General features: G+C 71.6%; 21 protein-coding genes. 11 read left to right on the top strand and 10 right to left on the bottom strand.

Annotated features, from left to right (window positions below):
• Positions 1 to 75 precede the first annotated feature (75 nt).
• Positions 76 to 453: a hypothetical protein gene (locus IH61_RS44350; protein ID WP_031067945.1), complete on the top strand. Its 378-nt coding sequence runs from the start codon at positions 76 to 78 to the stop codon at positions 451 to 453.
• A complete protein-coding gene (locus IH61_RS46890; protein ID WP_158844865.1) occupies positions 450 to 620 on the top strand; it encodes a hypothetical protein in 171 nt (56 codons plus the stop codon). The genes IH61_RS44350 and IH61_RS46890 overlap by 4 nt, the downstream gene beginning before the upstream one ends.
• A gap of 173 nt (positions 621 to 793) precedes the next feature.
• Here IH61_RS46890 and helR read toward each other — a convergent pair whose 3' ends face one another.
• The 4 genes from helR to IH61_RS0109935 all read right to left on the bottom strand — a co-directional run bounded on the left by helR (position 794) and on the right by IH61_RS0109935 (position 5,317).
• Positions 794 to 2,980: an RNA polymerase recycling motor ATPase HelR gene (gene helR, locus IH61_RS0109950; RefSeq protein WP_031067944.1), complete on the bottom strand. Its 2,187-nt coding sequence runs from the start codon at positions 2,978 to 2,980 to the stop codon at positions 794 to 796.
• Between the two features lie 78 nt (positions 2,981 to 3,058).
• On the bottom strand, positions 3,059 to 4,198 hold the full coding sequence (locus IH61_RS49915) for a DUF2867 domain-containing protein (protein WP_078910977.1): 1,140 nt from the start codon (positions 4,196 to 4,198) through the stop codon (positions 3,059 to 3,061).
• Entirely contained in the window at positions 4,195 to 4,824 is a 630-nt protein-coding gene (locus IH61_RS0109940; RefSeq protein WP_031067940.1) for a TetR/AcrR family transcriptional regulator, read from the bottom strand. The genes IH61_RS49915 and IH61_RS0109940 overlap by 4 nt, the downstream gene beginning before the upstream one ends.
• Before the next feature lie 61 nt (positions 4,825 to 4,885).
• Complete coding sequence (locus tag IH61_RS0109935; RefSeq protein ID WP_051836689.1) at positions 4,886 to 5,317, bottom strand: AAA family ATPase; 432 nt, start codon at positions 5,315 to 5,317, stop codon at positions 4,886 to 4,888.
• Between the two features lie 77 nt (positions 5,318 to 5,394).
• Between IH61_RS0109935 and IH61_RS0109930 the strand changes: the two genes are divergently transcribed.
• On the top strand, positions 5,395 to 6,048 hold the full coding sequence (locus tag IH61_RS0109930) for a hypothetical protein (protein ID WP_031067936.1): 654 nt from the start codon (positions 5,395 to 5,397) through the stop codon (positions 6,046 to 6,048).
• Here IH61_RS0109930 and IH61_RS0109925 read toward each other — a convergent pair.
• A complete protein-coding gene (locus tag IH61_RS0109925; protein ID WP_031067935.1) occupies positions 6,045 to 7,241 on the bottom strand; it encodes an epoxide hydrolase family protein in 1,197 nt (398 codons plus the stop codon). The two genes, IH61_RS0109930 and IH61_RS0109925, sit on opposite strands and share 4 nt — an antisense overlap.
• Before the next feature lie 110 nt (positions 7,242 to 7,351).
• Here IH61_RS0109925 and IH61_RS0109920 point away from each other — a divergent pair, with 110 nt between their 5' ends.
• The 4 genes from IH61_RS0109920 (at position 7,352) to IH61_RS46885 (ending at position 12,949) form a co-directional block, all read left to right on the top strand.
• Complete coding sequence (locus IH61_RS0109920) at positions 7,352 to 7,705, top strand: hypothetical protein (protein ID WP_031067933.1); 354 nt, start codon at positions 7,352 to 7,354, stop codon at positions 7,703 to 7,705.
• A complete protein-coding gene (locus IH61_RS0109915) occupies positions 7,702 to 10,839 on the top strand; it encodes a HEAT repeat domain-containing protein (RefSeq protein ID WP_051836687.1) in 3,138 nt (1,045 codons plus the stop codon). Before IH61_RS0109920 ends, IH61_RS0109915 begins: the two co-directional genes overlap by 4 nt.
• A gap of 27 nt (positions 10,840 to 10,866) precedes the next feature.
• Positions 10,867 to 11,457: an NADAR family protein gene (locus tag IH61_RS0109910; protein WP_078910976.1), complete on the top strand. Its 591-nt coding sequence runs from the start codon at positions 10,867 to 10,869 to the stop codon at positions 11,455 to 11,457.
• Between the two features lie 337 nt (positions 11,458 to 11,794).
• Positions 11,795 to 12,949, top strand: coding sequence for a hypothetical protein (locus IH61_RS46885; protein ID WP_031067927.1), 1,155 nt, complete (start codon positions 11,795 to 11,797; stop codon positions 12,947 to 12,949).
• 94 nt (positions 12,950 to 13,043) lie between these two features.
• Here the strand turns inward: IH61_RS46885 and IH61_RS0109895 are convergent, their stop codons facing one another.
• Positions 13,044 to 14,426 carry a glycine--tRNA ligase gene (locus tag IH61_RS0109895; protein WP_031067926.1) on the bottom strand — a complete coding sequence of 461 codons (1,383 nt, stop codon included), beginning with the start codon at positions 14,424 to 14,426 and terminating at the stop codon, positions 13,044 to 13,046.
• Between the two features lie 182 nt (positions 14,427 to 14,608).
• Here IH61_RS0109895 and IH61_RS0109890 point away from each other — a divergent pair, with 182 nt between their 5' ends.
• The 4 genes from IH61_RS0109890 to IH61_RS0109875 are packed head-to-tail and all read left to right on the top strand — an operon-like array spanning position 14,609 to position 17,785.
• Entirely contained in the window at positions 14,609 to 15,631 is a 1,023-nt protein-coding gene (locus IH61_RS0109890; protein WP_107057095.1) for a metal ABC transporter substrate-binding protein, read from the top strand.
• Positions 15,632 to 15,645: 14 nt separating this feature from the next.
• Positions 15,646 to 16,422, top strand: coding sequence for a metal ABC transporter ATP-binding protein (locus tag IH61_RS0109885; RefSeq protein WP_031067923.1), 777 nt, complete (start codon positions 15,646 to 15,648; stop codon positions 16,420 to 16,422).
• Complete coding sequence (locus tag IH61_RS0109880; RefSeq protein ID WP_031067921.1) at positions 16,419 to 17,339, top strand: metal ABC transporter permease; 921 nt, start codon at positions 16,419 to 16,421, stop codon at positions 17,337 to 17,339. Before IH61_RS0109885 ends, IH61_RS0109880 begins: the two co-directional genes overlap by 4 nt.
• A 35-nt stretch (positions 17,340 to 17,374) precedes the next feature.
• The gene (locus IH61_RS0109875; protein ID WP_031067920.1) at positions 17,375 to 17,785 is read left to right on the top strand and encodes a Fur family transcriptional regulator; all 411 of its coding nucleotides are present in this window, start codon (positions 17,375 to 17,377) and stop codon (positions 17,783 to 17,785) included.
• A 90-nt stretch (positions 17,786 to 17,875) separates the two neighbouring features.
• On the opposite strand, the gene IH61_RS0109870 is transcribed toward IH61_RS0109875, so the two are convergent.
• From IH61_RS0109870 to leuA, 4 genes are all read right to left on the bottom strand, one after another.
• Positions 17,876 to 18,706 carry an isoprenyl transferase gene (locus tag IH61_RS0109870; RefSeq protein ID WP_031067918.1) on the bottom strand — a complete coding sequence of 277 codons (831 nt, stop codon included), beginning with the start codon at positions 18,704 to 18,706 and terminating at the stop codon, positions 17,876 to 17,878.
• 4 nt (positions 18,707 to 18,710) lie between these two features.
• Positions 18,711 to 19,457, bottom strand: a complete 747-nt coding sequence (gene recO / locus IH61_RS0109865; protein WP_031067916.1) for a DNA repair protein RecO — start codon at positions 19,455 to 19,457, stop codon at positions 18,711 to 18,713.
• A 244-nt stretch (positions 19,458 to 19,701) separates the two neighbouring features.
• Positions 19,702 to 20,364, bottom strand: coding sequence for a TerB family tellurite resistance protein (locus tag IH61_RS0109860; RefSeq protein ID WP_078910975.1), 663 nt, complete (start codon positions 20,362 to 20,364; stop codon positions 19,702 to 19,704).
• A 240-nt stretch (positions 20,365 to 20,604) separates the two neighbouring features.
• Positions 20,605 to 22,401 carry a 2-isopropylmalate synthase gene (leuA, locus tag IH61_RS0109855; protein ID WP_031067913.1) on the bottom strand — a complete coding sequence of 599 codons (1,797 nt, stop codon included), beginning with the start codon at positions 22,399 to 22,401 and terminating at the stop codon, positions 20,605 to 20,607.
• Between the last annotated feature and the right edge of the window lie 211 nt (positions 22,402 to 22,612).

Raw genomic sequence — 22,612 nt, 5'->3', positions numbered from 1 at the left:
CCCCTACTTCACAGAGTAACCCCACGACCCGCACCCTGGATGCGAAAGCACCAATTCCCCCAGGAGCGCACCCCCATGGCATCCATCCTCAGAAGGATCACCGCCGAAGACCGCCGGGAGGCCGCCGACGCCCTCGACGACCTCAAGGCGACCCTCGCCTACGCCGGGACCCAGCTCCCCTCCCCCGGCATCGACTGGCAGTGCGCCTCCGTCACCGGCATCGTCCTGATCGACCTCGGCGCCGCCCCCACCTCCGTGATCCTCCAGATCGTCGACCTCCTCCGCCTGGGCGTCCGCGCCCAGCGGGCCCGGGCCGAGCAGCAGCCCTGGCACCCCGAACTCGGCTCGGCCGTCACCCTGAACCGCGCCGGCGGCACCCCGCTCCCCGCCAGGGTCGTCGGCACCAGCGAAAAGGTGATCACCGTCCGTCTCGACTCCTGGCTGATCACGTGATCGACGAACCCGAGCTCCTCTACGACACCCGCACCCGCCAACTCGGCGTCGTCATGGACACCGTGGGCAACGTGGTCTACCTCCGCCCGCCCACCGGCGGCATCGAGTGGACCGCCCGGCTCGAAGACCTGACCTCGCCTCCCCCGCCCCCACACCTGGGCTCATGACCCCTCCGCCGACCCGCCCCCGGGCCGCCCTGGTCGTCGCCGCGATGTTCTCCGTCGCGACCGGGGCGGGTGCCGGGTTCCTCGCCTCCTCCCCCGTCCGTCCCGACGACCCGGGGGTGGCGAACCTCCTCTTCCTCCTCGTCCTCTCCTCCGTGACCCTGATCGCCAACTCGCTACTCAGCCGGGCGATCCAGCACCACCAGCCGCTGCGTCGCCCGCGTCATCGCCACATACCGGTCGACCGCCCCCTCGACCCCGTCCCCGAACGCCGCCGGCTCGACGACCACGACGAGGTCGAACTCCAGCCCCTTGGCGAGCACGGGCGTCAACGCCCGTACGCGCGGGCGTTCCTGGAACCCTGAGCCCGCGCCGATGACGCAGGCCGTCCCCTCCGGATGCTCGGCGAGCCAGCCGTCGAGCACCGCGTCCAGTTCCTCAACTCGCCCGTACCGCACGGGAATTCCACTGGAACGGATCGAGGTCGGCACGTTGGCGTCCGGCAGGGCCGCCCGGATCACCTTCTCCGCCTCCGCCATGACCTCTTCCGGCGTACGGTAGTTGACCGTCAGCGACGCCTCCCGGACCCGGTCGAACCCGGCCCGCGTCAGCCGTTCCTCCCACGCCTCCGCGAACCCGTGCCGTGCCTGCGCCCGGTCGCCGACGATCGTGAAGCTGCGCGACGGGCAGCGCAGCAGCAGCATCCGCCATTCCGCGTCGGTGAGTTCCTGCGCCTCGTCGACGACGATGTGCGCGAACGGTCCGTCCAGCGGTTCGGCTTCCTCCCCCGGCAGGACGTTCTCGTCCACCAGGACGTCCTTGAGGTCCTGTCCGCGCAGCATCTCCACCGCGCCGTCCCCGTCCTCGTCCGCCTCCAGGATGTGGCCGATGACGTCGGCCATCCGCTCCCGCTCGGCCTCCGCCGCCGCCTCCCGCCGCCGCTTGCGGGTGCCGACCGACGGGTCGCCGAGCCGGTGCCGGGCGGCGTCGAGGAGCGGCAGGTCGGAGACCGTCCAGGCGTGCGGCGCATCCTTACGCTGCAACTGTCGGACGTCCTCCACCTCGAGCCAGGGCGCGCAGCGGCGCAGGTAGGCGGGGACCGTCCAGAGGTCGCCGACGATGTCCGTGGGCTCCAGCATCGGCCAGGCGCGGTTGAGTGCGGTGACCAACTCCCGGTTCTGGCGCAGTGATCGGCGGAAGAGCTGCGGGGAGACCTCGTCGTCCTCCTCGGCCGCCTCCTCCATCTTCTCCCAGAGGACGGCGGCCAGTTCGTCCCAGATCTGCTCGCGCGCCTCGTTGTGCGGGGTGCCGGGTTCGACGGCCGCGAAGGCATTGGCCCAGTCGGCGGGGGTGAGGGGGAGGTCGGCCCAGTACGTCTCGACGGTCAGCCCTTCGGTCGGCGGCTCCTCGTACAGGCGGACGGCGGCGTCGATCGCCTCCGTGACCATGCCCGTCGTGGCCTTGAGGCGGGCGACCTCGGGGTCGGCCTCGGTACCGGCCTGCGCGCCCTCGGGGAGGAGGTCGCGCAGGGTGCAGGTCCGTACGCCCTCCTCGCCGAGGCTGGGGAGGACGTCGGCGACGTACGCCAGGTAGGGCTGGTGGGGGCCGACGAAGAGGACGCCGCCGCGCCGGTGGCCGAGGCGGGGGTCGGCGTACAGCAGGTAGGCGGAGCGGTGGAGGGCGACGACGGTCTTGCCGGTGCCGGGGCCGCCGTCGACGACGAGGGCGCCGCGTGAGTCGGCGCGGATGACGGTGTCCTGGTCGGACTGGATGGTGGCCAGGACGTCGCGCATGCGGGGTGAGCGGCTGGTGCCGAGGCTGGCGATGAAGGCGGACTGGTCGTCGAGGGCGGCGTGGCCCTCCAGGCCGTCGGGGGTGAAGACCTCGTCCCAGTAGTCGGTGATCCGGCCGTTGGTCCAGCGGTAGCGGCGGCGGCTGGCGAGGCCCTGGGGGTGGGCGTGGGTGGCGGCGAAGAACGGTTCGGCGGCCGGGGAGCGCCAGTCGATCAGCAGCCGGCGGCCGTCACCGTCGGTGAGGCCGAGGCGGCCGACGTACACGGGCTCGGAGCCGCCGGGCGTCCGGTCGACGATGCGGCCCAGGCACAGGTCGAGCCCGAAGCGGCGCAGGGCGCGCAGCCGGGAGGTGAGGCGGTGCACCTCCACGTCGCGGTCCATCGCGGCGCGGCCGAGGCCCCCGGGGGCGCGGCGCACGGCGTCCAGTTGATCGGACAGCTCGGCGATCGCCGCCTCCAGGCTCGCCGCGACCGCCGCGAAGTGCCGCTCGTCGGCGGCGGTCAGGGCCGGGTCGGCCTTGGCGGAGAGGTGGGCGGGGAGGGCGAACACGCTGGTCGTGAGGGGGGTCATGGCATCAGCTCCGATCTCAGACCAGCGATTGTGCGCCTCCAGGGGGGCCTTGCCGCAAGGCCCCCCTTGCGCTATACGTTAGAAGTGGCGGGGAGTGCGGTCCGGCCCCGGTTTCGGTCCCGCTTTCGGTCCCGTCGCTCGCGCGAGCACCAGGCGGTGGGTGTCGCGGAGGAGGTCCGGCGCCACGCGCCGGTGGACGGCGGAGAGCCGCTTCCAGATCCTGGCCCCCCGTGGATGCCTGTAGCGCAGGACGGTCGCCAGTGAGACCTGTTCCCCGTCGGCCTGCACGACGAGGTTCCCGGTGAGCATACGGCCGTGGGCCTCGACGCGGATCAGGCCGTCACGCCGCTCGGCGATCCGCCAGCCGGCGATGTGCTGCGGTGAGGCGCCCCGGCGCAGTCGCAGGCCGAGCAGCGCCCGCCAGACGAACTGGCCCTGGATTCCGGCGACTTGCTCCAGCATGACGCGGGCCCAGACCTCCGGGGTGGCGATCGTGCCGTCGGTGGCGAGGGCGAACAGGTCGGCGTAGCCGCGCCGCCCGTGGCCGATGAGGGCGCGGATCTCCTCGGGGATCTCCTGCCGCCGGGCGACCGGGGGCGCCGTCCTCGCGCGCCAGTCCCGGCCGATCATGCGCATCAGTGCCGGGTCGACGACGAGGTGGCGGAAGGGGGTGACGAAGGCCATGTACGCCCTGCCAAGCAGGCCGTTGGGCTTCACCAGGACGGTCATCTCGCCTCGGTGGCCGCCGTTTCCGTCCGGCACCCATCCGATGTGCATCACGGTGTGCACGGTGCTGTTGGCCATCTCGGCCGCCCACTCGGTGTCGGTCAGGTAGACGGAGGTGAAGGGCACCGAGGCCAGGTCCGGGCCGCGCGGGCCCGCGCGGAGGTCCTCGGGGAGGCGGGTGCGCAGCGAGTCGACCCGCGCGCCGACGCCCTCGCCCTCCCGGTCCCAGCCGAAGGCGCGGCCGAGGCGCAGCCGGACCTCGTAGAGGAGGCCGGGGATGCCGGTGAAGGGGTTCTCGCCGTTGCTGTCGCCGTTGCCGTCGCCCTCGCCGTTGCCGCCCGCGCTTCCCTCGGTGAACCAGTCGACGAGGAGCGGGAGGTCGTCGGGCCCGCCGGGTGTGGGCAGCGCCCAGACGTCCTCGACGCGGAAGTCGCGCGTCAACTCGTGGATGCGCCAGGGGCGTCGGGTGTGGGTTTCCTTCGGAATCCTCATGGCCGGATTCCCAGCACGCCTGCGGCGGCGCGTTCCGCGAGCACCTCGTCGTAGGGCGCCCGGCCGGCGAGGGAGACGACCACGCCCTCCAGCGCCCCGACGAAGGCCAGCGCGAGGACGTGCGCCGGCTGGCCCGGCGGGATCGCCCCGGCGGCGCGGCCCGCCTCGATGCGGGCCTCGCAGTCGGCGACGAGCAGGGCGTAGCCGGCCTCCACGGCGCGACCCACGGGGTGGTCCTGGCCGCTGAACTCCAGGCGCAGTGCGAGCGCCATGCGGGCGATGTCGCGGCGGCAGAAGACCGCGTGCCCGCGCGCCATCGCCAGCAGCGCGCCGACCGGGTCCGGCTCGCGCTCGACGAGGACGCCGACCTCGCGGTCCCAGGTGGCGAGGACCCACTCCAGGGCGGCGAGGACGAGCTCATCCTTGCCCTTGAACTGGTGGTACAGCGCGCCTCGGCTGTACCCGGCGTCGGCGGCCACCTGGGCGAGGACGAGGTTGCCGTAGCCGTACCGGGAGAGGCTGCGGGCGGCGGACTCCATCAGGGCGCTGCGGGACTGGGCGCTCCGTTCGACCTGGCCGGGGCGGCGGGGGGCTAACGGGCTCGGCTGTGCTTTACGTACATTCATGTCTGTATGTTAACCGGCCTTATGTTGGCGCGGGGGCAGGGTCGGGGCGGGCAGGGTCGGGTCAACGCGTGTGCTGCAGCGCCGAGTTCAAGCGGAGCGGCAGGCTCGCGTACGGGCGGCAGTCGACCACCGGCAGGCGCAGGGCGCGGGCCTCGGCGGCCGGGGTGAGGTAGTCGCCCTCGACGATCGCGGGCACGCCTACGGTCAGCCGGTTGCGGACCACCCCGAGCAGCGCCTCGTCCAGGGCGCGGGCGGTGGCGATCTGCAACTCGAGGACGCGGTCGGCGGGCAGTTCGGCCGCGTCGCGGAACAGGTGCAGCCCGGGGTTGGGTGTCGGCGGTGGTCGCGGCCTGGAGCGCGGCCACCACTCGTCGAACTCCACGACGAACGCGCCGAGTTCGGCCGCCAGGGCGGCGGCGGCCCGGCTCTTGCCGACGCCGGAGGCGCCGCCGATCAGCAGAACGTGCCAGGTGGGAGCATGGTCGGGGCTCATCGGAACACGGTAGGCGGCGGACGAACCTTCGCAGCACCTGTACAGGCGGTTCTCCCCCCTCACGATACGGTGCCGCCATGTCCCGATCAGTCGAACCCGCACCGGCCCTGTCCCCCGTCACCGCCGACGACGTCGAGCTCGCCGTGCGGCTCGCCGTCGCCACCCTGCGGGACGTGCCCCCGGACGGGTGGGGCAGCAGGGCCGGTTCGCTGGAGTGGGACTGCTGGGAGACCGCCGAGCACCTCGCCAACGACCTGTTCTACTACGCCGTGCAACTGGGGCCGCAGCAGCCGCCGCTGGACACCCACGTACCCTTCGCGCTGACCCGCAAGCGGGCCGAGGCTCCCATGGTCTTCGCCCACGCGGAACGCGACGCCGGTCCGGCGGGCCTGGTGCAGGTGCTGGAGGCGTGCGGCGCGCTGCTGGCCGCCATGGTGCGCACCACGCCGCCCCACGTCCGCGCCCACCACACCTCCGGGGTGTCGGACCCCGAGGGGTTCGCGGCGATGGGGGTGGTGGAGACGCTGGTGCACCTGCACGACGTGGCGGAAGGCTTCGGGCTGGCCTGGACCCCGCCCTCCGACCTCTGCTCCCGGGTGCTCACCCGCCTGTTCCCGCAGGCCCCGGACGGCACGGACCCCTGGCCCACCCTGCTGTGGGCCACCGGCCGCGCCGAACTGCCCGGGCACCCCCGCCTGACCACGTGGCGCTGGCACAGCTCACCGCGCTAAGGCGCGTCCTTCAACTGGCGGAAGAAGGCCCGGATGTCGCCGACGAGCAGCTCCGGCTGCTCCATCGCGGCGAAGTGGCCGCCACGGTCGAACTCCGTCCACCTGACGATGTTGTTGCTGCGCTCCGCGATGTGCCGCAGCAGGACGAAGTTCTCCTCCGGGAAGGCCGCCAGCGCGGTCGGTGCCGTGGACGGCTCCGGGGGCGCGCCCCAGTAGTCGGCGTGGGCGCGTTCGTAGTAGATGCGGGCGGAGGAACCGGCCGTGCCCGTGAGCCAGTAGAGCATCACGTCGGTGAGCAGATGGTCGCGGTCGATCGGGCCCTCGGGGTGTTCGCGGGTGTCCGTCCACTCGACGAACTTCTCGGCGATCCAGGCGAGTTGGCCGACCGGCGAGTCCGTGAGCGCGTAGGAGAGGGTCTGCGGGCGGGTGGACTGGATGTCCGCGTACCCCTGGCGGTCGCGGTTCCACGCCTTCGTCCGCTCCCAGGACGCGCGGATGCGCTCGCGCTCGGCCGGGGTCAGCGGGGCGAGCTCCTCCTCGGTGGGCTCGGCGGTGGCGGCCGCGCCGGGGATCAGGTTCAGGTGGACGCCGATCACCCGCTCGGGCCGGGTGCGGCCGATCTCGCGGGAGATCGCCGAGCCCCAGTCGCCTCCCTGCACCCCGTAGCGTTCGTAGCCGAGGCGCCGCATCAGCTCGGCGAGAGCAGCCGCGACGCGCTTGAACTCCCAACCCCGGTCGCGGGTGGGGCCGGAGAAGCCGAAGCCGGGGATGCTCGGCAGCACCAGGTGGAAGGCGTCCGCCGCGTCCCCGCCGTGCGCGGCCGGGTCGGTGAGCGGGCCGGCGATGCGCTCGAACTCGGCGAAGGAGCCCGGCCAGCCGTGGGTGACCAGCAGCGGCGTGGCGTCGGGCTCGGGCGAACGCAGGTGTGCGAAGTGGACGTTGGCGCCGTCGATCGTCGTCGTGAACTGCGGCCACTCGTTGAGCCGCGCCTCGGCCGCGCGCCAGTCGTACTCGTGGCGCCAGTAGCGCGCCAGCTCCCGCAGGTGCGCGCCCGGGACGCCGTAGTCCCAGCCGACGCCCGGGAGTTCCTCGGGCCAGCGGGTGCGGTCCAGGCGCTCGTGCAGGTCGGCCAGGTCGGCGTCCGGGATCGCGATGCGGAACGGGCGGAGGTGGCGGTCGTCGGGTGCGCTCATAGCCGGGCAGCTTAGGGCGCGCCCTGCCTAGGTCGAGCGGGGGCGGGTGACGGCCTGCTGAGCTACCGTTCTGCCTCCAGGGTTTGTGCGGAGGGGCGGAGGGGCGCGCGATGCAGCGTGGGACGTGGTGGTGGGTCGCCGGGGTCGGGGGCGCGGCGACAGTGGCGCTGGTGCTGGTCGCTCTGCTGACGGACCAGGAGATGACGGGGCTGGTCTCCGGCGTCGCGGGCACGGTGGCGGGAGTGGTCGGGGCGGTGGCCGCCGTCCTCGCCCTGCGGGCGCCGGCGGCGAGCAGCGACCGTACGGTCGAGGCGCGGGCCGGCGGCATCGCGGCGGGCGGGGACATCAACGGGACGGGCAGCAGCGCGAGTTCGGGGAGCCGGGAGGTCTCGGCCAGCGGGCGGGGATCGGTGGCGGCCGGCGGTGACATCAACGGGATCGACCTGAACGGGCGGTCCTCTTGAGCCTCTGGCGGCCCTGGCGGCGGGAACGCGCCGAGCGGATCGTCACGGCGGAGGGCCAGGAGGCGATGGCCGCCGGGCGTGACATCACCATCTACCAGGGCATGCGGCCGGAGCCCGCCATCGACGCGGAGGCGGCGATCGAGGCGTACCTGGCGCGGGTGCGGGAGGTCTACCGCCGCCTGAACCTGGACGTCCTCGGACCGTCCGGGATGGCGGGCGAGCAACCGGTGATCGAGCTGCGGCAGGTGTACATCCCGCAGGACTACGGGAACTACCGCGCCCAAAGTCCCGAGTCCGACTGGTCGGCACCCATACGGTCGACCGATCTGAGGATGCACCTGCGGCTCCCGATCCTTCAGTTGCTCGCGGAGTACGCCGAACCGCGGATCGTCATCATCGGCGATCCCGGCGGAGGCAAGTCGACGCTGACGAAGTTCCTCGCCCTCGCGCTGGCCGGTGCACTGGACAGGGTCCCCTCCGAACTGACGCCCATGGTGGGGCTGGTGCCGGTGGTGGTCGAACTCCGGCAGTACGCACAGCACCAGGAACGCACCATCGAGGAGTTCCTGGAGTTCATCCACGCCCAGGAGCGCATGGGTCTCCCCCGCAGGATCCTGTCCCAACTATTCGGCGACGGCCAGGCATTGGTGGCCTTCGACGGCCTCGATGAGATCTTCGACCCGGAGCTGCGCGCGACCGTCTCCCGCCGGATCGCCGCCTTCACCTCCGCCTACCCCCGGGTGCGCACGATCGTCACGTCGCGCGAGCACGGCTATCTCCCGAGCCCCTTCATCTCCGCCGGGTTCCGTCACGTGAAGCTGCGGAACCTGGACGATTCCCAGGTCACGACGTTCACACGCCGCTGGTACACGGCCGCCCACCCTGCCGACCCGGCCCGCGCCGCTCAGCTCACCGAACGGCTCCTGCACGCCGTCCGGAACATCCGCGCGGTCGGCGAACTCGCCGGAAACCCCTTGCTGTTGACCGTCCTGGCCGCCATCGGCCTCGGGCACACCATCCCCCGCGAACGACGGAACGTCTACGCCCACGCCATCGAGGTCCTGATCGAACGCTGGGACCGGGACGCAAAATTCCTCACGCCATCAGGGCCGTCGAACGCCGAAGCCGCGCAGGCTCTGGAGTGGCTGAACACCAACCGCAGGCTCAAGCTTCTCGAACGCATCGCCCGCCGGATGCAGAGCGATGCCGGGCGGCTCGCCGGAACCTTCATCCACCATGATGAACTCACCGGCCTCATCAGCGAGTTCTTCATCGAGCACAACATCGGCAGACCGGCGGCCGAGATAGCGGCGGACTCCCTGGTCGAGCGGTTGCGGACCCGGAACTTCCTGCTCGCCCACTACGGCGGCGGCATCTACGGCTTCGTCCACCGGACGTTCCTCGAATATCTCGCGTCCTCCGACCTGGTTCGCCGCCGGGACGAGGAGGAGTGGAGCCGGGAGGACTTCATCGACCTGCTCGACGAGTACTCCAAGGACCCGGCCTGGCACGAAGTGGTACTGCTGACCGCCGGTCGGCTCAAGCAACGGGACGTGGCGGCCTTCCTCGCCCGACTCCTCGAACGGCACCGGTCGATCCACCGGCCGCGGAACTCGCCGCCGCTGGTCTTCGCCATCCGGGTGCTCGCCGAAGTGGACGAGATCAGCGCCCAGGCCGATCCGAGAACCAGCGACGACCACCTTTCCGTGTCGGCGCAGAGCGACGCGATCATCGACGCCCTGACCATCGCGCTCCGTCGGGAGTCCATGCTCAACGCCGAAGAGGCCCTTCCGGCCCTCGCGACCTTCGATCGCTTCTGGAGTGGCCGCCAACGCTATCTGCACTGGTACCACTCCGCGTTGAGCGGTTCCGGCACTCATGCAGTGACCACCGGCGTACTCATCGCCCGGCGCCTCTGCCTCACCGACGGATCGACGGTGCCGCTGTCGACGGTCCGCTGGCATCCGCTCGCCACCAAGATCATTTCTCGGTCCGACCCCGCCGACGACCTCACCGACGGCCCGTGGAGCGAGCCGCTCCAGGCTCTCGTCGATGAGTCGATACCCCAAGGTGACGCCATCGCCGTCGTCAAGACCGTAGCCACCCAAGCTCCGGATGCGGCCACACGCGTGGAAGCGCTGGCCTTCCTCGCCGAGTACTGGCCCGAGGACCATCACGCCGCGCGAATCGTCGAGGCCGCTGCCGGAGACACCTCACCGGAGGTTCGCATCAGAGCCCTCCGGCTGCTCTCGGGCTCCTGGCCCTTCGACAACTCCCTCCGGGCCACCTTCTCCGGCGCAACACCCCTGCGCATGAACGGTCCCCAGGTCGAAAGGTCCTCCCACCACAGCCGCCTCACGGTTCAGGCCGCCACCACCGACGACGAACCGCTCGTCCGCATCGAAGCGCTGCAGAGCCTTGGCTACCGCTGGCTCGACCACCCCGACACCGTGCCCACCCTCCGCACTGCCGCAGGAGACCACGACCCGGCCGTCCGCGCCGAAGCCCTCCGGCTGGTCGCCCTGCTCCCTTCCATCTCCTCACCCGATCTCCGCGCGGCCACCGACGACCCCGCCCCCACTGTCCGCGTCACGGCTCTCCTCCTCCTCTGCGAATACTGGCGCGAAGGCGCCGACACCCACCTCGCCGTGCGCAATGCGGCCGGCGACACCCACCCGGACGTCCGCACCGAGGCCCTGCGACTCCTCGCCGACGGCTGGGCCGGCCACTCCGACACCCGTCCAACTGTCCACAACGCCACCGGCGACCCCGCCCCGGCCGTTCGCGCGGAGGCCCTGCGCCTCCTCGGCGAGTACTGGCCCGACCACCCCGACAGCCGCCCGGCTGCCGCCACGGCCCTCGCCGACGACGAGCCGGAGGTCCGTGTCGCCGCCCTCCAGGTCCTGGCCGCGCGGTTCACCGAGGCGGCGTTCCGCCCGGCGCTCGACCTCGCCCGCCAGGACGCGTCCGACGACGTGCGGATGGTCGCCGTCAAGCTGCTGGCGCTGGCCTGGCCCGAGGAGCCTGAGTCGGTCGCCACGATCACCAGCCTCCTCACCGACCCCTCCGAGCCGATCCGTACCGTCGCCCACGAAGCCCTCTCCGTCCTCGGCCTGGAGAACCCGCTGGCCTAAATCCCCCCTTTGCGTCAGAATGACGATATGAGCACCATGGGACCCCGCCAGACGCCCGCCACCCTCGCCGACGTCCGCACCCGCGCCGACCTCGCCGCGCTGATGGCCACCGGGGTGCAGCCCAAGTGGGTCATGTTCTGGGGCCACACCGAGCGCAAGGGCGGCGGCACCCGGCAGGCGTGCCTCAGCCAGTGGTGGCCGCAGCCGTTCACCGTGGACGGGGTCACCTACGCCTCCGCCGAGCACTGGATGATGGCCGGCAAGGCCCGCATGTTCGACGACCACGCGACCGCCGCCCGCATCCTCGATGCCCGCACTCCCGCCGAGGCAAAGAAGCTGGGCCGGCTCGTCAAGGACTTCGACGACGAGACCTGGGTGGCCAACCGCTTCGAGCTCGTCGTCGAGGGCAACATCGCCAAGTTCCAGCAGGACGAGAACCTCCTCTCCTACCTCCTGAGCACCAACACCCGCGTCCTGGTCGAGGCCAGCCCGCTGGACCAGATCTGGGGCATCGGGCTCGCCGCCGACGACATCCGCGCCCAACAGCCGGACGAGTGGCGCGGCTTGAACCTGCTGGGCTTCGCCCTGATGGAGGCGCGGGCACGGCTGGCGCAGTGAGGCCCGTCGTCCCGATCCTGGACGTGACGGTGGCGGTCTCCACGGCCGCTGCCCTGTTCGTCGTCCCGAGACCCGCGCGCTTCTTCGCCCGCCACTTCGGCCGGTCGAGCGGCTAGGAAGGTCGGCGGCGAGCACCACCGTGCCCACGCGGTGGTGCTCGCCGCCGACGGAGCGCGACCGGCGCACTTCGCGCCACGACCGCCCTCTGCGCGCTCCTTGACACCACTCGGACACGACTGGTCGCACTCCCTTAACTCCCCAGCCACATAACCTCGCCAATATGTCCCACAGTCAGGGTCTAGATGGACGGGATGGGGCGATCATGCGCATGCGGCCTATGGAGGAAACCGCAGGCCAGCAGCTCACCATCGAGCAGGAGGCGTACGAACTCCGTACCGAGCTCGACGAGTTACTGAGAGCGAGCCGCTATGCGGGACAGCGGGAACGAAGACTGAACGAGGCCATACGCTCGACGCCCGGCCGCAACCGCCCGGACGGGGACCTGCTGCGCCAGCTCGCCCAGGCCCGCACCCTGCGCGAGGGGCTGGGCGCGCGATGCCTCCAACTGAGCAATCAGATCCAGGAGTTGGAGATCCAGCTCAGACATGACCAGCAGCTGCACCCCGGGCAACAGCCCCAACAGCCGCCCTCACAACCCCAACCGCAACCCGAACTCCAGCAGCCCCACCAGCCCCCGCAACCACAGCCACAGCCACAGCCACAGGAACAACCGCTGGAAGAGCCGCCCCCCGTCAAACCCGACCTGGGCGCCCTCACCCAGCGGATCACCACCCTCCACCGCTCCGGCGCCGACGCCGAGGCCACCGAGCTGCTGAACCAGGCCGCCGTCCTCCTCACCCCGGCCGACGCGGCGCTACTGATCGGCATGCTCGCCCGGCGCGGCCCCACCGGCGCCTCGCTGCAGCTCGCCGCGACCTGCGCCGGTTCCGCGCCCGAGCAGGCAGTGGCCGTCCTCGTGGAGCTGCGGGAGCTGGGCCTGGCGGAGGAGGCGGAGCAGCTGTTCCGCGCCTTCTGGGCCTACCCGGCGACGGATCTGCCCGCCCTGCTCGCCGCGCTGGAGCGGGCCGGCCAGCACGCGGACGGCGCGACGCTGCTGTGGGAGTGGGGTTCGGCGCCGACGCCGGAGCTGACCTCCCTGGCGGCCGCCCTGCGCCAGCACGGCCGCCAGGCGGACGTCCGCACCCTGCTGCGCCAGGCCGCGGGCCGACCCACCCCGGACCTCGCCGTCCTCGCGACCGACCTGCTGCCCGAGCTCTCCACCATCCTGCTGCAGGAGCTGGCCGCCCTTCGCCCGCCCACGGAGGTGGCCCGACTGGCGGCCTCGATCAGCGAACACCCGTCGCTGTACGGGCAGTTGCTGGCCGCCCTGCTCGCCAACGAGGCCCGCCACCGCACCACCCTGGCCGCCCTGCGCAGCGCGGGCCTGCCGACCACCCCCCGGGCCCCCCGCTCCCGCTGGGCCTGGCGCTAGCCGCCCTTCCAACCTTCCAAGAAACACGAGGGAGCCCCCGCCCACCCCGGCCGAAGGGCCGGAGCGGACGAGGGCTCCCGGGAGGAACGAGGGCTCAGCAGCCGATGAGCCGCGCGCCCAGGTACGCCTTGACCTGGTCCAGCGACACGCGCTCCTGCGACATGGTGTCGCGGTCGCGAACGGTCACCGCGTTGTCCTCGAGGGTGTCGAAGTCGACCGTCACGCAGAACGGCGTGCCGATCTCGTCCTGGCGGCGGTAGCGCTTGCCGATGGCGCCGGCGTCGTCGAACTCGACGTTCCACGCGGTGCGCAGGTCGGCGGCCAGGCCGCGGGCCTTCGGGGAGAGGTCGGCGTTGCGCGACAGCGGCAGGACGGCGACCTTGACCGGGGCCAGGCGCGGGTCGAGACGCATGCCGACGCGCTTCTCCATGACGCCCTTGGCGTTGGGCGCCTCGTCCTCGAAGTAGGCGTCGAGGAGGAAGGCGAGCATGGCGCGGTTGAGGCCGGCCGCGGGCTCGATGACGTACGGGAAGTAGCGCTCGTTCGACTCCTGGTCGAAGTAGCGGAGGTCCTTGCCGGACGCCTCGCTGTGCACCCGCAGGTCGTAGTCGGTGCGGTTGGCGACGCCCTCGAGCTCCGAGAACTCGCTGCCACCGAAGTTGAAGCGGTACTCGATGTCCACCGTGCGCTTGGCGTAGTGGGAGAGCTTCTCCTTCGGGTGCTCGAAGAAGCGCATGTTCTCGGTGCGCATGCCGAGGTCGACGTACCAGTCCCAGCGCTGCTGGAGCCAGTACTCGTGCCACTGGTCGTCCTCGCCCGGCTTGACGAAGAACTCCATCTCCATCTGCTCGAACTCGCGGGTGCGGAAGATGAAGTTGCCGGGCGTGATCTCGTTGCGGAAGCTCTTGCCGGTCTGGGCGATGCCGAACGGCGGCTTCTTGCGCGAAGTGGTCTGCACGGCGCTGAAGTTGGTGAAGATGCCCTGGGCGGTCTCGGGGCGCAGGTAGGCCAGGCCGGACGCCTCCTCGGTGATGCCGAGGTGGGTCTTCAACATGCCCGAGAATTCCTTGGGCTCGGTGAACTGGCCCTTGGTGCCGCAGTCGGGGCAGTTCACGTCCTTGAGGCCGTTCGGCGGCGGGAAGCCGTGCTTGGCCTCGTACTTCTCCTCCAGGTGGTCGGCCCGGTGGCGCTTGTGGCAGGAGAGGCACTCGGTCAGCGGGTCGTTGAAGGTGGCGACGTGGCCCGAAGCCTCCCAGACCTCGCGGGCCAGGATGACCGACGAGTCGAGTCCGACGACGTCCTCGCGACCCTGGACCATCGAACGCCACCACTGGCGCTTGATGTTCTCCTTGAGCTCGACACCCAGCGGCCCGTAGTCCCAGGCGGCACGCGTACCGCCGTAGATCTCGCTGCAGGGGTAGACGAAGCCACGGCGCTTGCTCAGGCTGACGATCGTGTCGATCTTGTCGGCGGCCACAGTGCTCTCTTCAGTACGTACGGCACGGTCAGGGCACGGCTGGTTGCTCGTACCCGAATACCCAAGGTTACCGGCCATATGGGTACGGGGTTCAAATCGGTATCGTCCGGCACCCCCCACCCATCGCCACCTGCCGTTCACCCGATCGAGTGATTTGACAATCATTTCCACTTAAGTTGAGAATGATTGTCATGATGATCGGAAAGTCTGGACGCCGGACCCGCACCTCCATAGCCCTGGCCGCCACCGCCGTGACCGGCGCGCTGGTCCTGACCGCCTGCGGCGGGGACAGCAGCGCCTCCAGCGGGAACGGCAAGCTCAAGGTCGTCGCCTCCTTCTACCCGATGGAGTTCCTCGCCCAGCAGATCGGCGGGGACCACGTCCAGGTCACCGACCTGACCGCCCCCGGCGTCGAGCCGCACGACCTGGAGCTCACCGCCAAGCAGGTCGGCGCCGTCCAGACGGCCGACGCGATCGTCTACCTCAAGGGCCTCCAGCCCACCGTCGACCAGGCCGTCGACCAGTCCTCCAGCAAGCACCGGATCGACGCCACCGCCGCCAGCCCCCTGGTCGACCACCACCTCCCCGAAGCGGGCCAGGAAGGCGACGGCCACAAGCACGACGGCCCGGCCGGCGACCCGCACATCTGGCTCGACCCGACCCGCTACGCGGCCATCGCCAAGAGCGTCGGCGACGAGTTCGCCAAGGCCGACCCGGCCCACGCCGACGAGTACCGGAAGAACACCGACGCGCTGGTCACCAAGCTCGGCGCCCTCGACCAGGAGTTCCGCGACGGCCTGAAGGACACCAAGACCAAGACCTTCGTCACCAGCCACGCCGCCTTCGGCTACCTCGCCGACCACTACGGCCTCACCCAGGTCGCCATCAACGGCGTCGACCCCGAGTCCGAGCCCACCCCGGCCCGCCTCGCCGACGTGCAGAAGGCCGCCAAGGACAACGGCGTCACCACGATCTTCTTCGAGACCCTGGTCAGCCCCAAGCTCGCCGACACCGTCGCCAAGGACCTCGGCCTCAGGACCGCCGTCCTGGACCCGCTCGAGGGCGTCAAGGACCCGGCCAAGGACGACTACCTGAGCGTCATGAAGCAGAACCTGGCCAACCTCCAGGCCGCCCTGGGAGCCCCGACGAGCGCCAACCCGAGCACCACGGCCAACCCGAGCGCCACCGCCACCCCCGCGAGCTGACGGGAAGCACCGCCATGACCGACCCGATACCCCTGCCCCAGCCCCCCGCCGTCCACCTCCGCGACGCCGTCGCCGCCCGCGGCGGCCGCCCGGTGCTGCGCGGCGTCGACCTCACCGTGCACCCCGGCGAGGTCGTCGCCCTGCTCGGCGCCAACGGCTCCGGCAAGTCCACCACCGTCAAGGCGGTCATCGGCTCGGTGCCGCTGGAGCAGGGCAGCCTGGAGCTGTTCGGCACGCCGTACCGCTCCTTCCGCGCCTGGCACCGCATCGGGTACGTCCCCCAGCGCACCACCGCCGCCTCCGGCGTCCCCGCGACCGTCCGCGAGGTGGTCTCCACCGGACGGCTGGCGCAGCACCGCCTGCTGCCCTTCCGCCGCAGGGACCGCGAGGCCGTGGACCGCGCGCTGGACGCCGTCGGCATGCTGGACCGCGCCGGGGACGGCGTCGCCGACCTGTCCGGCGGCCAGCAGCAGCGGGTGCTGATCGCCCGCGCCCTGGTCGCCTCGCCGGACCTGCTGATCATGGACGAGCCGATGGCCGGCGTGGACTCCGCCAGCCAGCAGGTGCTCGCCGACACCCTGCGCGCCGAGGTCGGACGCGGCGCCGCCGTCCTGCTCGTCCTGCACGAACTCGGGCCGCTGGAGCCGCTGATCGACCGCGCCGTCGTCCTGCGGGACGGCTGCGTGGCGCACGACGGCCCGCCCGTGCCCAACACCGGTCTGCACGCGCTGCCCGGCCACGACCACGTGCACCCGCACGCCGACCTGACCCCGCCGAGGCTGCTGGCATGACCGAGATGCTCTCCTACGACTTCATGCAGCGGGCCCTGCTCGCCGCCGTCCTGGTCGGGATCACCGCCCCCGCCGTCGGCATCTACCTGGTGCAGCGCCGCCAGGCCCTGATGGGCGACGGCATGGGCCACGTCGCGATGACGGGCGTGGGCCTCGGCTTCATCTTCCAGACCAGCCCGGTCTGGATGGCCGTGCTGGTCTGCGTGCTCGGCGCCGTCACCATGGAGCTGGTCCGCTCCCGCGGCAACCAGCGCGGCGACATCGCCCTGGCGATGCTCTTCTACGGCGGTATGGCCTGCGGCAAGCTGCTGGTCTCGATGTCCGCCCAGGCCGGCGCCGGCTCGCTGGAGAGTTACCTGTGGGGCTCGATCCTCACCGTCGCCCCCGGGGACCTGATCACCATCGCGATCCTCGGCGCCGTGGTCATCGCCGTGACGGTCGGTCTGCGCCGCCAGCTGTTCGCGATCTGCCAGGACGAGGACTTCGCCCGCGTCACCGGACTGCCGGTGCGCACCCTCAACCTGCTGCTCGCGGTGATGGCCGCCGTCACCGTCACGGTGGCGATGCGGGTGGTGGGCCTGCTGCTGGTCAGCGCCCTGATGGTCGTCCCGGTCGTGGCCGCCCAGCAGCTCACCCGCTCCTTCGCCGCCACCCAGGCCGCCTCGATCGCGCTGGGCGTGGTCGTCGCCCTGGCCGGCGTCACCGGCTCGTACCACCTCAACGTGCCCTCCGGGCCCGCCATCGTGCTGCTCGCCATCGCCGTGTTCGCCGTGTTCAGCGCGATCGCGGCGCCGCTCGCCCGGCGCCGGCACCGCGCGGGCGCCGACCCGGGGCCGAAGGTCTGCGACGTCGCACTCCCCTCACAGGGCTCCTCCGACGCGACCATCCCGGGGCGGGGGGCGGGGCTGGCACAATGAGGTGCGAGACGCCCCCCACCCCAGGAGGACCCACGGTGACCACCGCAGGCCCGTCGCCGCGCGCCCGATCGACCCGGCAGCGTGCCGCCGTCTCGGCGGCCCTGGACGAGATCGCGGATTTCCGCAGTGCCCAGGAGCTCCACGACCTGCTCAAGCACCGCGGTGACTCCGTCGGTCTGACCACTGTCTACCGCACCCTCCAGTCGCTCGCCGACGCCGGCGAGGTCGACGTGCTGCGCACCTCGGACGGCGAGGCCGTCTACCGCCGGTGCAGCAGCGGGCACCACCACCACCTGGTCTGCCGCCACTGCGGCGCCACGGTGGAGGTGGAGGGCCCGGCGGTGGAGCGCTGGGCCAACACCGTCGCCGCCGAGCACGGGTTCAGCGACATCGCGCACACGCTGGAGATCTTCGGCACCTGCGCGGAGTGCGCGAAGACGGCCTGACCTCCGCGCCGGGGCAGCCGGTACGGACCCGGGTACGGCGAAGGGCCCGCAGGAGCGATCCTGCGGGCCCTTCGCCGTACCCGGGCGGCGTCAACGCTGGGCCGGAACCTCCGGGACCTCGTTCGGGATCGCCCCGCCGAAGCGCCGGTCGCGCCGCGCGTACTGCTCGCAGGCGCGCCACAGGTCGCGGCGGTCGAAGTCCGGCCAGAGCACGTCCTGGAACACGAACTCGGCGTAAGCGGACTGCCAGAGAAGGAAGTTGGAGGTGCGCTGCTCGCCGCTGGGGCGCAGGAACAGGTCCACGTCCGGCATGTCCGGGTGGTACATGTACTTGGCGATGGTCTTCTCGTTGACCTTCTTCGGGTCGAGCCGGCCGGCCGCGACCTCCCGCGCGATCGCCTGGGCGGCGTCGGTGAGTTCGGCCCGGCCGCCGTAGTTGACGCACATGTAGAGGGTGACGGCGTCGTTGTCCTTGGTCTGCTCCTCGGCGACCTGGAGCTCCTGGACGACGCTCTTCCACAGCTTGGGCATCCGGCCGGCCCAGCGGATGCGCACGCCGATGGCGTCCATCTCGTCGCGGCGGCGGGCGATGACGTCCCGGTTGAAGTTCATCAGGAACTTCACCTCGTCGGGCGAACGCTTCCAGTTCTCGGTGGAGAAGGCGTACAGCGAGATGTTCTTCACGCCGAGCTCGATGGCGCCCGCGAGGACGTCCAGCACGACGGACTCGCCGACCTTGTGGCCCTCGGTGCGCGGCAGCCCGCGCTCCTTGGCCCAGCGGCCGTTGCCGTCCATCACGATCGCGACGTGCTGGGGCACCAGCTCGCCGGGGATCTTCGGGGGCTGTGCGCCGCTGGGATGCGGGGTCGGGGGGTCGTAGGCTCGCTTCTTGCCACCGCCGAAGAGCCGTCGCGCTGCCATGTGCTCACTTCTCCACGTATCTCATCGAGCGGATGCCCCGCTCCAGGTGCCACTGGAGATAGGCAGCGACCAGGCCGCTGCCCTCCCGCCAGTACCGGGGCTCGCAGGAATCGGCCGTCCGCCAGTCCCCTGACAACAGCGCCCCGAGCAGTACCAGTGTCTCAGGGGAGGGTACGGCACATCCCGGCACTCGGCAGTCCGCGCAGAGCACCCCACCTGCGGGGAGCGAGAAGAAACGGTTCGGCCCGCCCAGGCCGCACTTGGCGCAGTCGGTGAAGCTCGCGCCGTACCCGTTGACCGCGAGCGAGCGCAGCAGGAAGGCGTCCAGCACCAGGTGCGACTCGTGCAGCCCGGCGGCCAGCGTGCGCAGCCCGCCCACCAGCAGCAGGTACTGCTGCACGGCCGGCTCGCCCTCGTTCTCGGCGAAGCGCTCGGCCGTCTCCAGCATCGCGGTGCCGGCGGTGTAGCGGCCGTAGTCGGTGACGATCGAGCCGCCGTACGGGGCGATGGTCTCCACCTGGGTGCACAGCGGCAGGCCCCGGCCGACGAGTTCGCTGCCCCGGCTGAAGAACTGCACGTCCACGTGGGAGAACGGCTCCAGGCGGGCGCCGAACTTGGACTTGGTCTTGCGCACCCCGCGCGCCACCGCCCGGACCTTGCCGTGGTGGCGGGTCAGCAGGGTGATGATCCGATCGGCCTCGCCGAGCTTCTGCGCCCGCAACACGACGCCGTCGTCCCGGAAAAGACTCATGCCAGCCATTGTCCCCCAGAGGGAGGACACCAGGGTGCGGACAGCCGTGTTGCCCGCACCGGGGGCCGTGGGGGAGGACCACTGCGGTGCGGGTCACGGCGGGCCCGGGAGGGGGGTGGCCGGGCCCGTTTGTGGGGGATTCGGAAGGTTCGGCAGGTTCGGCAGGTTCAGCAGGTCCGGAAGGTTCGGCAGGTCCGGAAGGTTCGGCAGGTCCGGAAGGTTCGAAGGCGGCAGGCGGGACCGGCTAGTTCAGCGCCCGCGTGGCCGCCTCCAGCAGCACCGTGACCCGCTCCTGCGGCACGTCCAGGCAGCGCCCGACCGCGTCCAGCGCGTCGCGCTCCTGCGGCAGGTAGCGCCCGTCGGAGAGCGCGATCGCCGCGCCCTGGAGGACGAGGCGCTCCCGGCCCTGCTGCGCCAGGTGCGGGGCGATCGGCTGGAGGACGGCGTGCAGTTCGACCGCGAGGCCGCCGGACATGCCGTGCGCGTCGTGCAGTTCGCCGCCCAGGCCCGAGAGGGCGGCGAGCGCCGCCAGCACCTGGGCCTCGCCGCAGTCCTCGAAGCCGGCCTCGCGCACCGCCGTGCAGGCCGACTCGCGGGCCGCGCGGCTGGCGGTGCCGCCGGCGGCGAGCATCGCCAGCGCGACGGTGTACTGGGCGTCCCGCAGCATCGCGCCGAGGCGCACGCTGGTGGGCAGTTCCAGGCTCTCGGTCCCGAAGCGGCCGAGGCAGCCGGTGCACTGCACGCCGGCGATCACCGGGCCGAGCGGGACCACCGGGGCGCCGAGCAACCGCAGCCACCGCCGGCCGGACTGCCGGCGGTAGTTGCGGTCCCCGCCGCAGCCCGGGCAGAAGAAGTCACCGAGAACGTCAGTCCGCCACTTCGGGCGAACACCCCACAACCTGGTCACGGCGCCACTCCCCAGACATGGCAGGCGCTCCTGCTCGACGACGGGCAGGTCGCGCGACCGGACACCGAGGCCGTCCCACCGACCCGGCTTTCCGGTGGATCGATGTTGCCACGGTTACCGGCACGTGTCAGTACCTGGAACGTCTTCCGATTCGAAAAAATGTGGCGCAGGCCACAGAGCACCGTACACACGCCGAAGGGCCGTCCCGCAGGACGGCCCTTCGTCTACCACCCGTACGAGTTAGGCGCGCTGCGCCCTGTTGACGGCGCTGATCATCGCCTTCAGCGAGGCCAGCACGGTGTTGCCGTCGATGCCCACGCCCCACAGCACCTTGCCGTCCACCGCGCACTCCACGTACGCGGCCGCCTGGGCGTCGCCGCCCTCGCTCAGCGCGTGCTCGGCGTAGTCCAGGACGCGTACGTCCACGCCGATGCGGGACAGGGCGTCGGCGAAGGCGGAGACCGGGCCGTTGCCCGTACCGCTCAGGCGCACCGGCACGCCGTCCACCACGGCCTCGGCGGCCAGTGCGTCCCGGCCGTCCTCGGTGGTCAGGGTGCGCGAGCCGGCCAGCGAGATGCGGCCCCAGGGGTTGCCGGTGGTGGGCAGGTACTCGTCCTCGAAGACCCGCCAGATCTCGGCCGGGGTGACCTCGCCGCCCTCGGCGTCGGTCTTGGCCTGGATGATGCGGGAGAACTCGATCTGCATCCGGCGCGGCAGGTCCAGCTTGTGGTCGTTCTTGAGGACGTACGCCACACCGCCCTTGCCGGACTGGCTGTTGACGCGGATGACGGCCTCGTAGGTGCGGCCGACGTCCTTGGGGTCGATCGGCAGGTACGGCACGCCCCAGGTGTGCTCCTCCACCGGCACTCCGGCGGCCTTCGCGTCCGCCTCCAGGGCGTCGAAGCCCTTCTTGATCGCGTCCTGGTGCGAGCCGGAGAAGGAGGTGTAGACCAGGTCGCCCGCGTACGGGTGGCGCGGGTGGACCTCCATCTGGTTGCAGTACTCGGCGGTGCGGCGCACCTCGTCGATGTCGGAGAAGTCGATCTGCGGGTCGACGCCCTGGGAGAACAGGTTCATCCCCAGGGTCACCAGGTCGACGTTGCCGGTGCGCTCGCCCTGCCCGAACAGACAGCCCTCGATGCGGTCCGCGCCCGCCATGTACGCCAGTTCGGCGGAGGCGACGGCCGTGCCCCGGTCGTTGTGCGGGTGCACGGACAGGCAGACGAACTCGCGGCGCGACAGGTTGCGCGACATCCACTCGAACTGGTCGGCCTGGACGTTGGGGGTGGCCCGCTCGATGGTGGCGGGCAGGTTCAGGATGATCTCGCGGCCCTCGCCGGGCTGCCAGACGTCCATGACCGCCTCGCAGACCTCCAGGGCGAAGTCCAGCTCGGTGTCGACGAAGATCTCCGGCGAGTACTGGTAGCCGAAGACGGTGTCCTCGCCCAGCAGCTTCTCCGCGTACTCCATCACCAGCCGGGTGCCGTCCACGGCGATCGCCTTGGTGGCTTCCCTGTCGTTGCGGAACACCACCCGGCGGAACAGCGGCGCGGTCGCGTTGTACAGGTGGACGGTCGCGCGCGGGGCGCCGACCAGCGACTCCACCGTCTTCTCGATCAGTTCCTCGCGGGCCTGGGTGAGCACCGAGATGGTGACGTCCTCCGGGATCGCCCCCTCCTCGATCAGGGAGCGGACGAAGGCGTGGTCGGTGGCGCCCGAGGAGGGGAAGCCGACCTCGATCTCCTTGTAGCCCATGGCCACCAGCAGGTCGAACATCTTGCGCTTGCGGGCCGGGGACATCGGGTCGATCAGCGCCTGGTTGCCGTCCCGCAGGTCGGTGGAGAGCCAGCGCGGCGCCTTGGTGATGACCTTGCCCGGCCAGGTGCGGTCCGGCAGGTCGACGGTGCCGAAGGGCAGGTAGCGCCCGTGCCGCATTCCGGAGGGCCGCTGCCGCGCGGTGGCGACGGTGATCGGGGTGGGCCTGTCGACGAAGGCCCGGGCGGCGGGGACGGACGCGGCGGAGGTCTGCTCGGTCATGGAGGTGACTCTCGGCTTCCTGTGGATGCGTGGTGCGGGCGGTCGGGGTGGTCTACACCGATTGGCCGGCCTCAGCGGTGCCGCTCGCGATCCGCCGTTGGATCGCCGATGTGCGCGCACAGCTCGTACCCCGCGGCGAGGGAGCCGGCCCCTGTGGGACTACAGGCCCTCGACGCGGCAGCTAAGAAGAAGCAGCCCGTTGCGCATGATG

This window comes from Streptomyces sp. NRRL WC-3742 (assembly GCF_000720635.1).
Classification (GTDB): Bacteria; Actinomycetota; Actinomycetes; order Streptomycetales; family Streptomycetaceae; genus Kitasatospora.
This window is presented reverse-complemented; position numbering and strand designations above follow the sequence as displayed.

Excerpts from the sequence above, each read along its gene's own strand:
- leuA (WP_031067913.1), bottom strand. The coding sequence starts at position 22,401 with ATGACCGAGCAGACCTCCGCCGCGTCCGTCCCCGCCGCCCGGGCCTTC.
- IH61_RS0109880 (WP_031067921.1), top strand. The coding sequence starts at position 16,419 with ATGACCGAGATGCTCTCCTACGACTTCATGCAGCGGGCCCTGCTCGCC.
- IH61_RS0109925 (WP_031067935.1), bottom strand. The coding sequence starts at position 7,241 with ATGAGCGCACCCGACGACCGCCACCTCCGCCCGTTCCGCATCGCGATC.
- IH61_RS0109885 (WP_031067923.1), top strand. The coding sequence starts at position 15,646 with ATGACCGACCCGATACCCCTGCCCCAGCCCCCCGCCGTCCACCTCCGC.
- IH61_RS46885 (WP_031067927.1), top strand. The coding sequence starts at position 11,795 with ATGGAGGAAACCGCAGGCCAGCAGCTCACCATCGAGCAGGAGGCGTAC.
- recO (WP_031067916.1), bottom strand. The coding sequence starts at position 19,457 with ATGAGTCTTTTCCGGGACGACGGCGTCGTGTTGCGGGCGCAGAAGCTC.
- IH61_RS0109890 (WP_107057095.1), top strand. The coding sequence starts at position 14,609 with ATGATTGTCATGATGATCGGAAAGTCTGGACGCCGGACCCGCACCTCC.
- IH61_RS49915 (WP_078910977.1), bottom strand. The coding sequence starts at position 4,198 with ATGAGGATTCCGAAGGAAACCCACACCCGACGCCCCTGGCGCATCCAC.
- IH61_RS0109935 (WP_051836689.1), bottom strand. The coding sequence starts at position 5,317 with ATGAGCCCCGACCATGCTCCCACCTGGCACGTTCTGCTGATCGGCGGC.
- IH61_RS0109940 (WP_031067940.1), bottom strand. The coding sequence starts at position 4,824 with ATGAATGTACGTAAAGCACAGCCGAGCCCGTTAGCCCCCCGCCGCCCC.
- IH61_RS0109920 (WP_031067933.1), top strand. The coding sequence starts at position 7,352 with ATGCAGCGTGGGACGTGGTGGTGGGTCGCCGGGGTCGGGGGCGCGGCG.
- helR (WP_031067944.1), bottom strand. The coding sequence starts at position 2,980 with ATGACCCCCCTCACGACCAGCGTGTTCGCCCTCCCCGCCCACCTCTCC.
- IH61_RS0109910 (WP_078910976.1), top strand. The coding sequence starts at position 10,867 with ATGAGCACCATGGGACCCCGCCAGACGCCCGCCACCCTCGCCGACGTC.
- IH61_RS44350 (WP_031067945.1), top strand. The coding sequence starts at position 76 with ATGGCATCCATCCTCAGAAGGATCACCGCCGAAGACCGCCGGGAGGCC.
- IH61_RS0109870 (WP_031067918.1), bottom strand. The coding sequence starts at position 18,706 with ATGGCAGCGCGACGGCTCTTCGGCGGTGGCAAGAAGCGAGCCTACGAC.
- IH61_RS0109930 (WP_031067936.1), top strand. The coding sequence starts at position 5,395 with ATGTCCCGATCAGTCGAACCCGCACCGGCCCTGTCCCCCGTCACCGCC.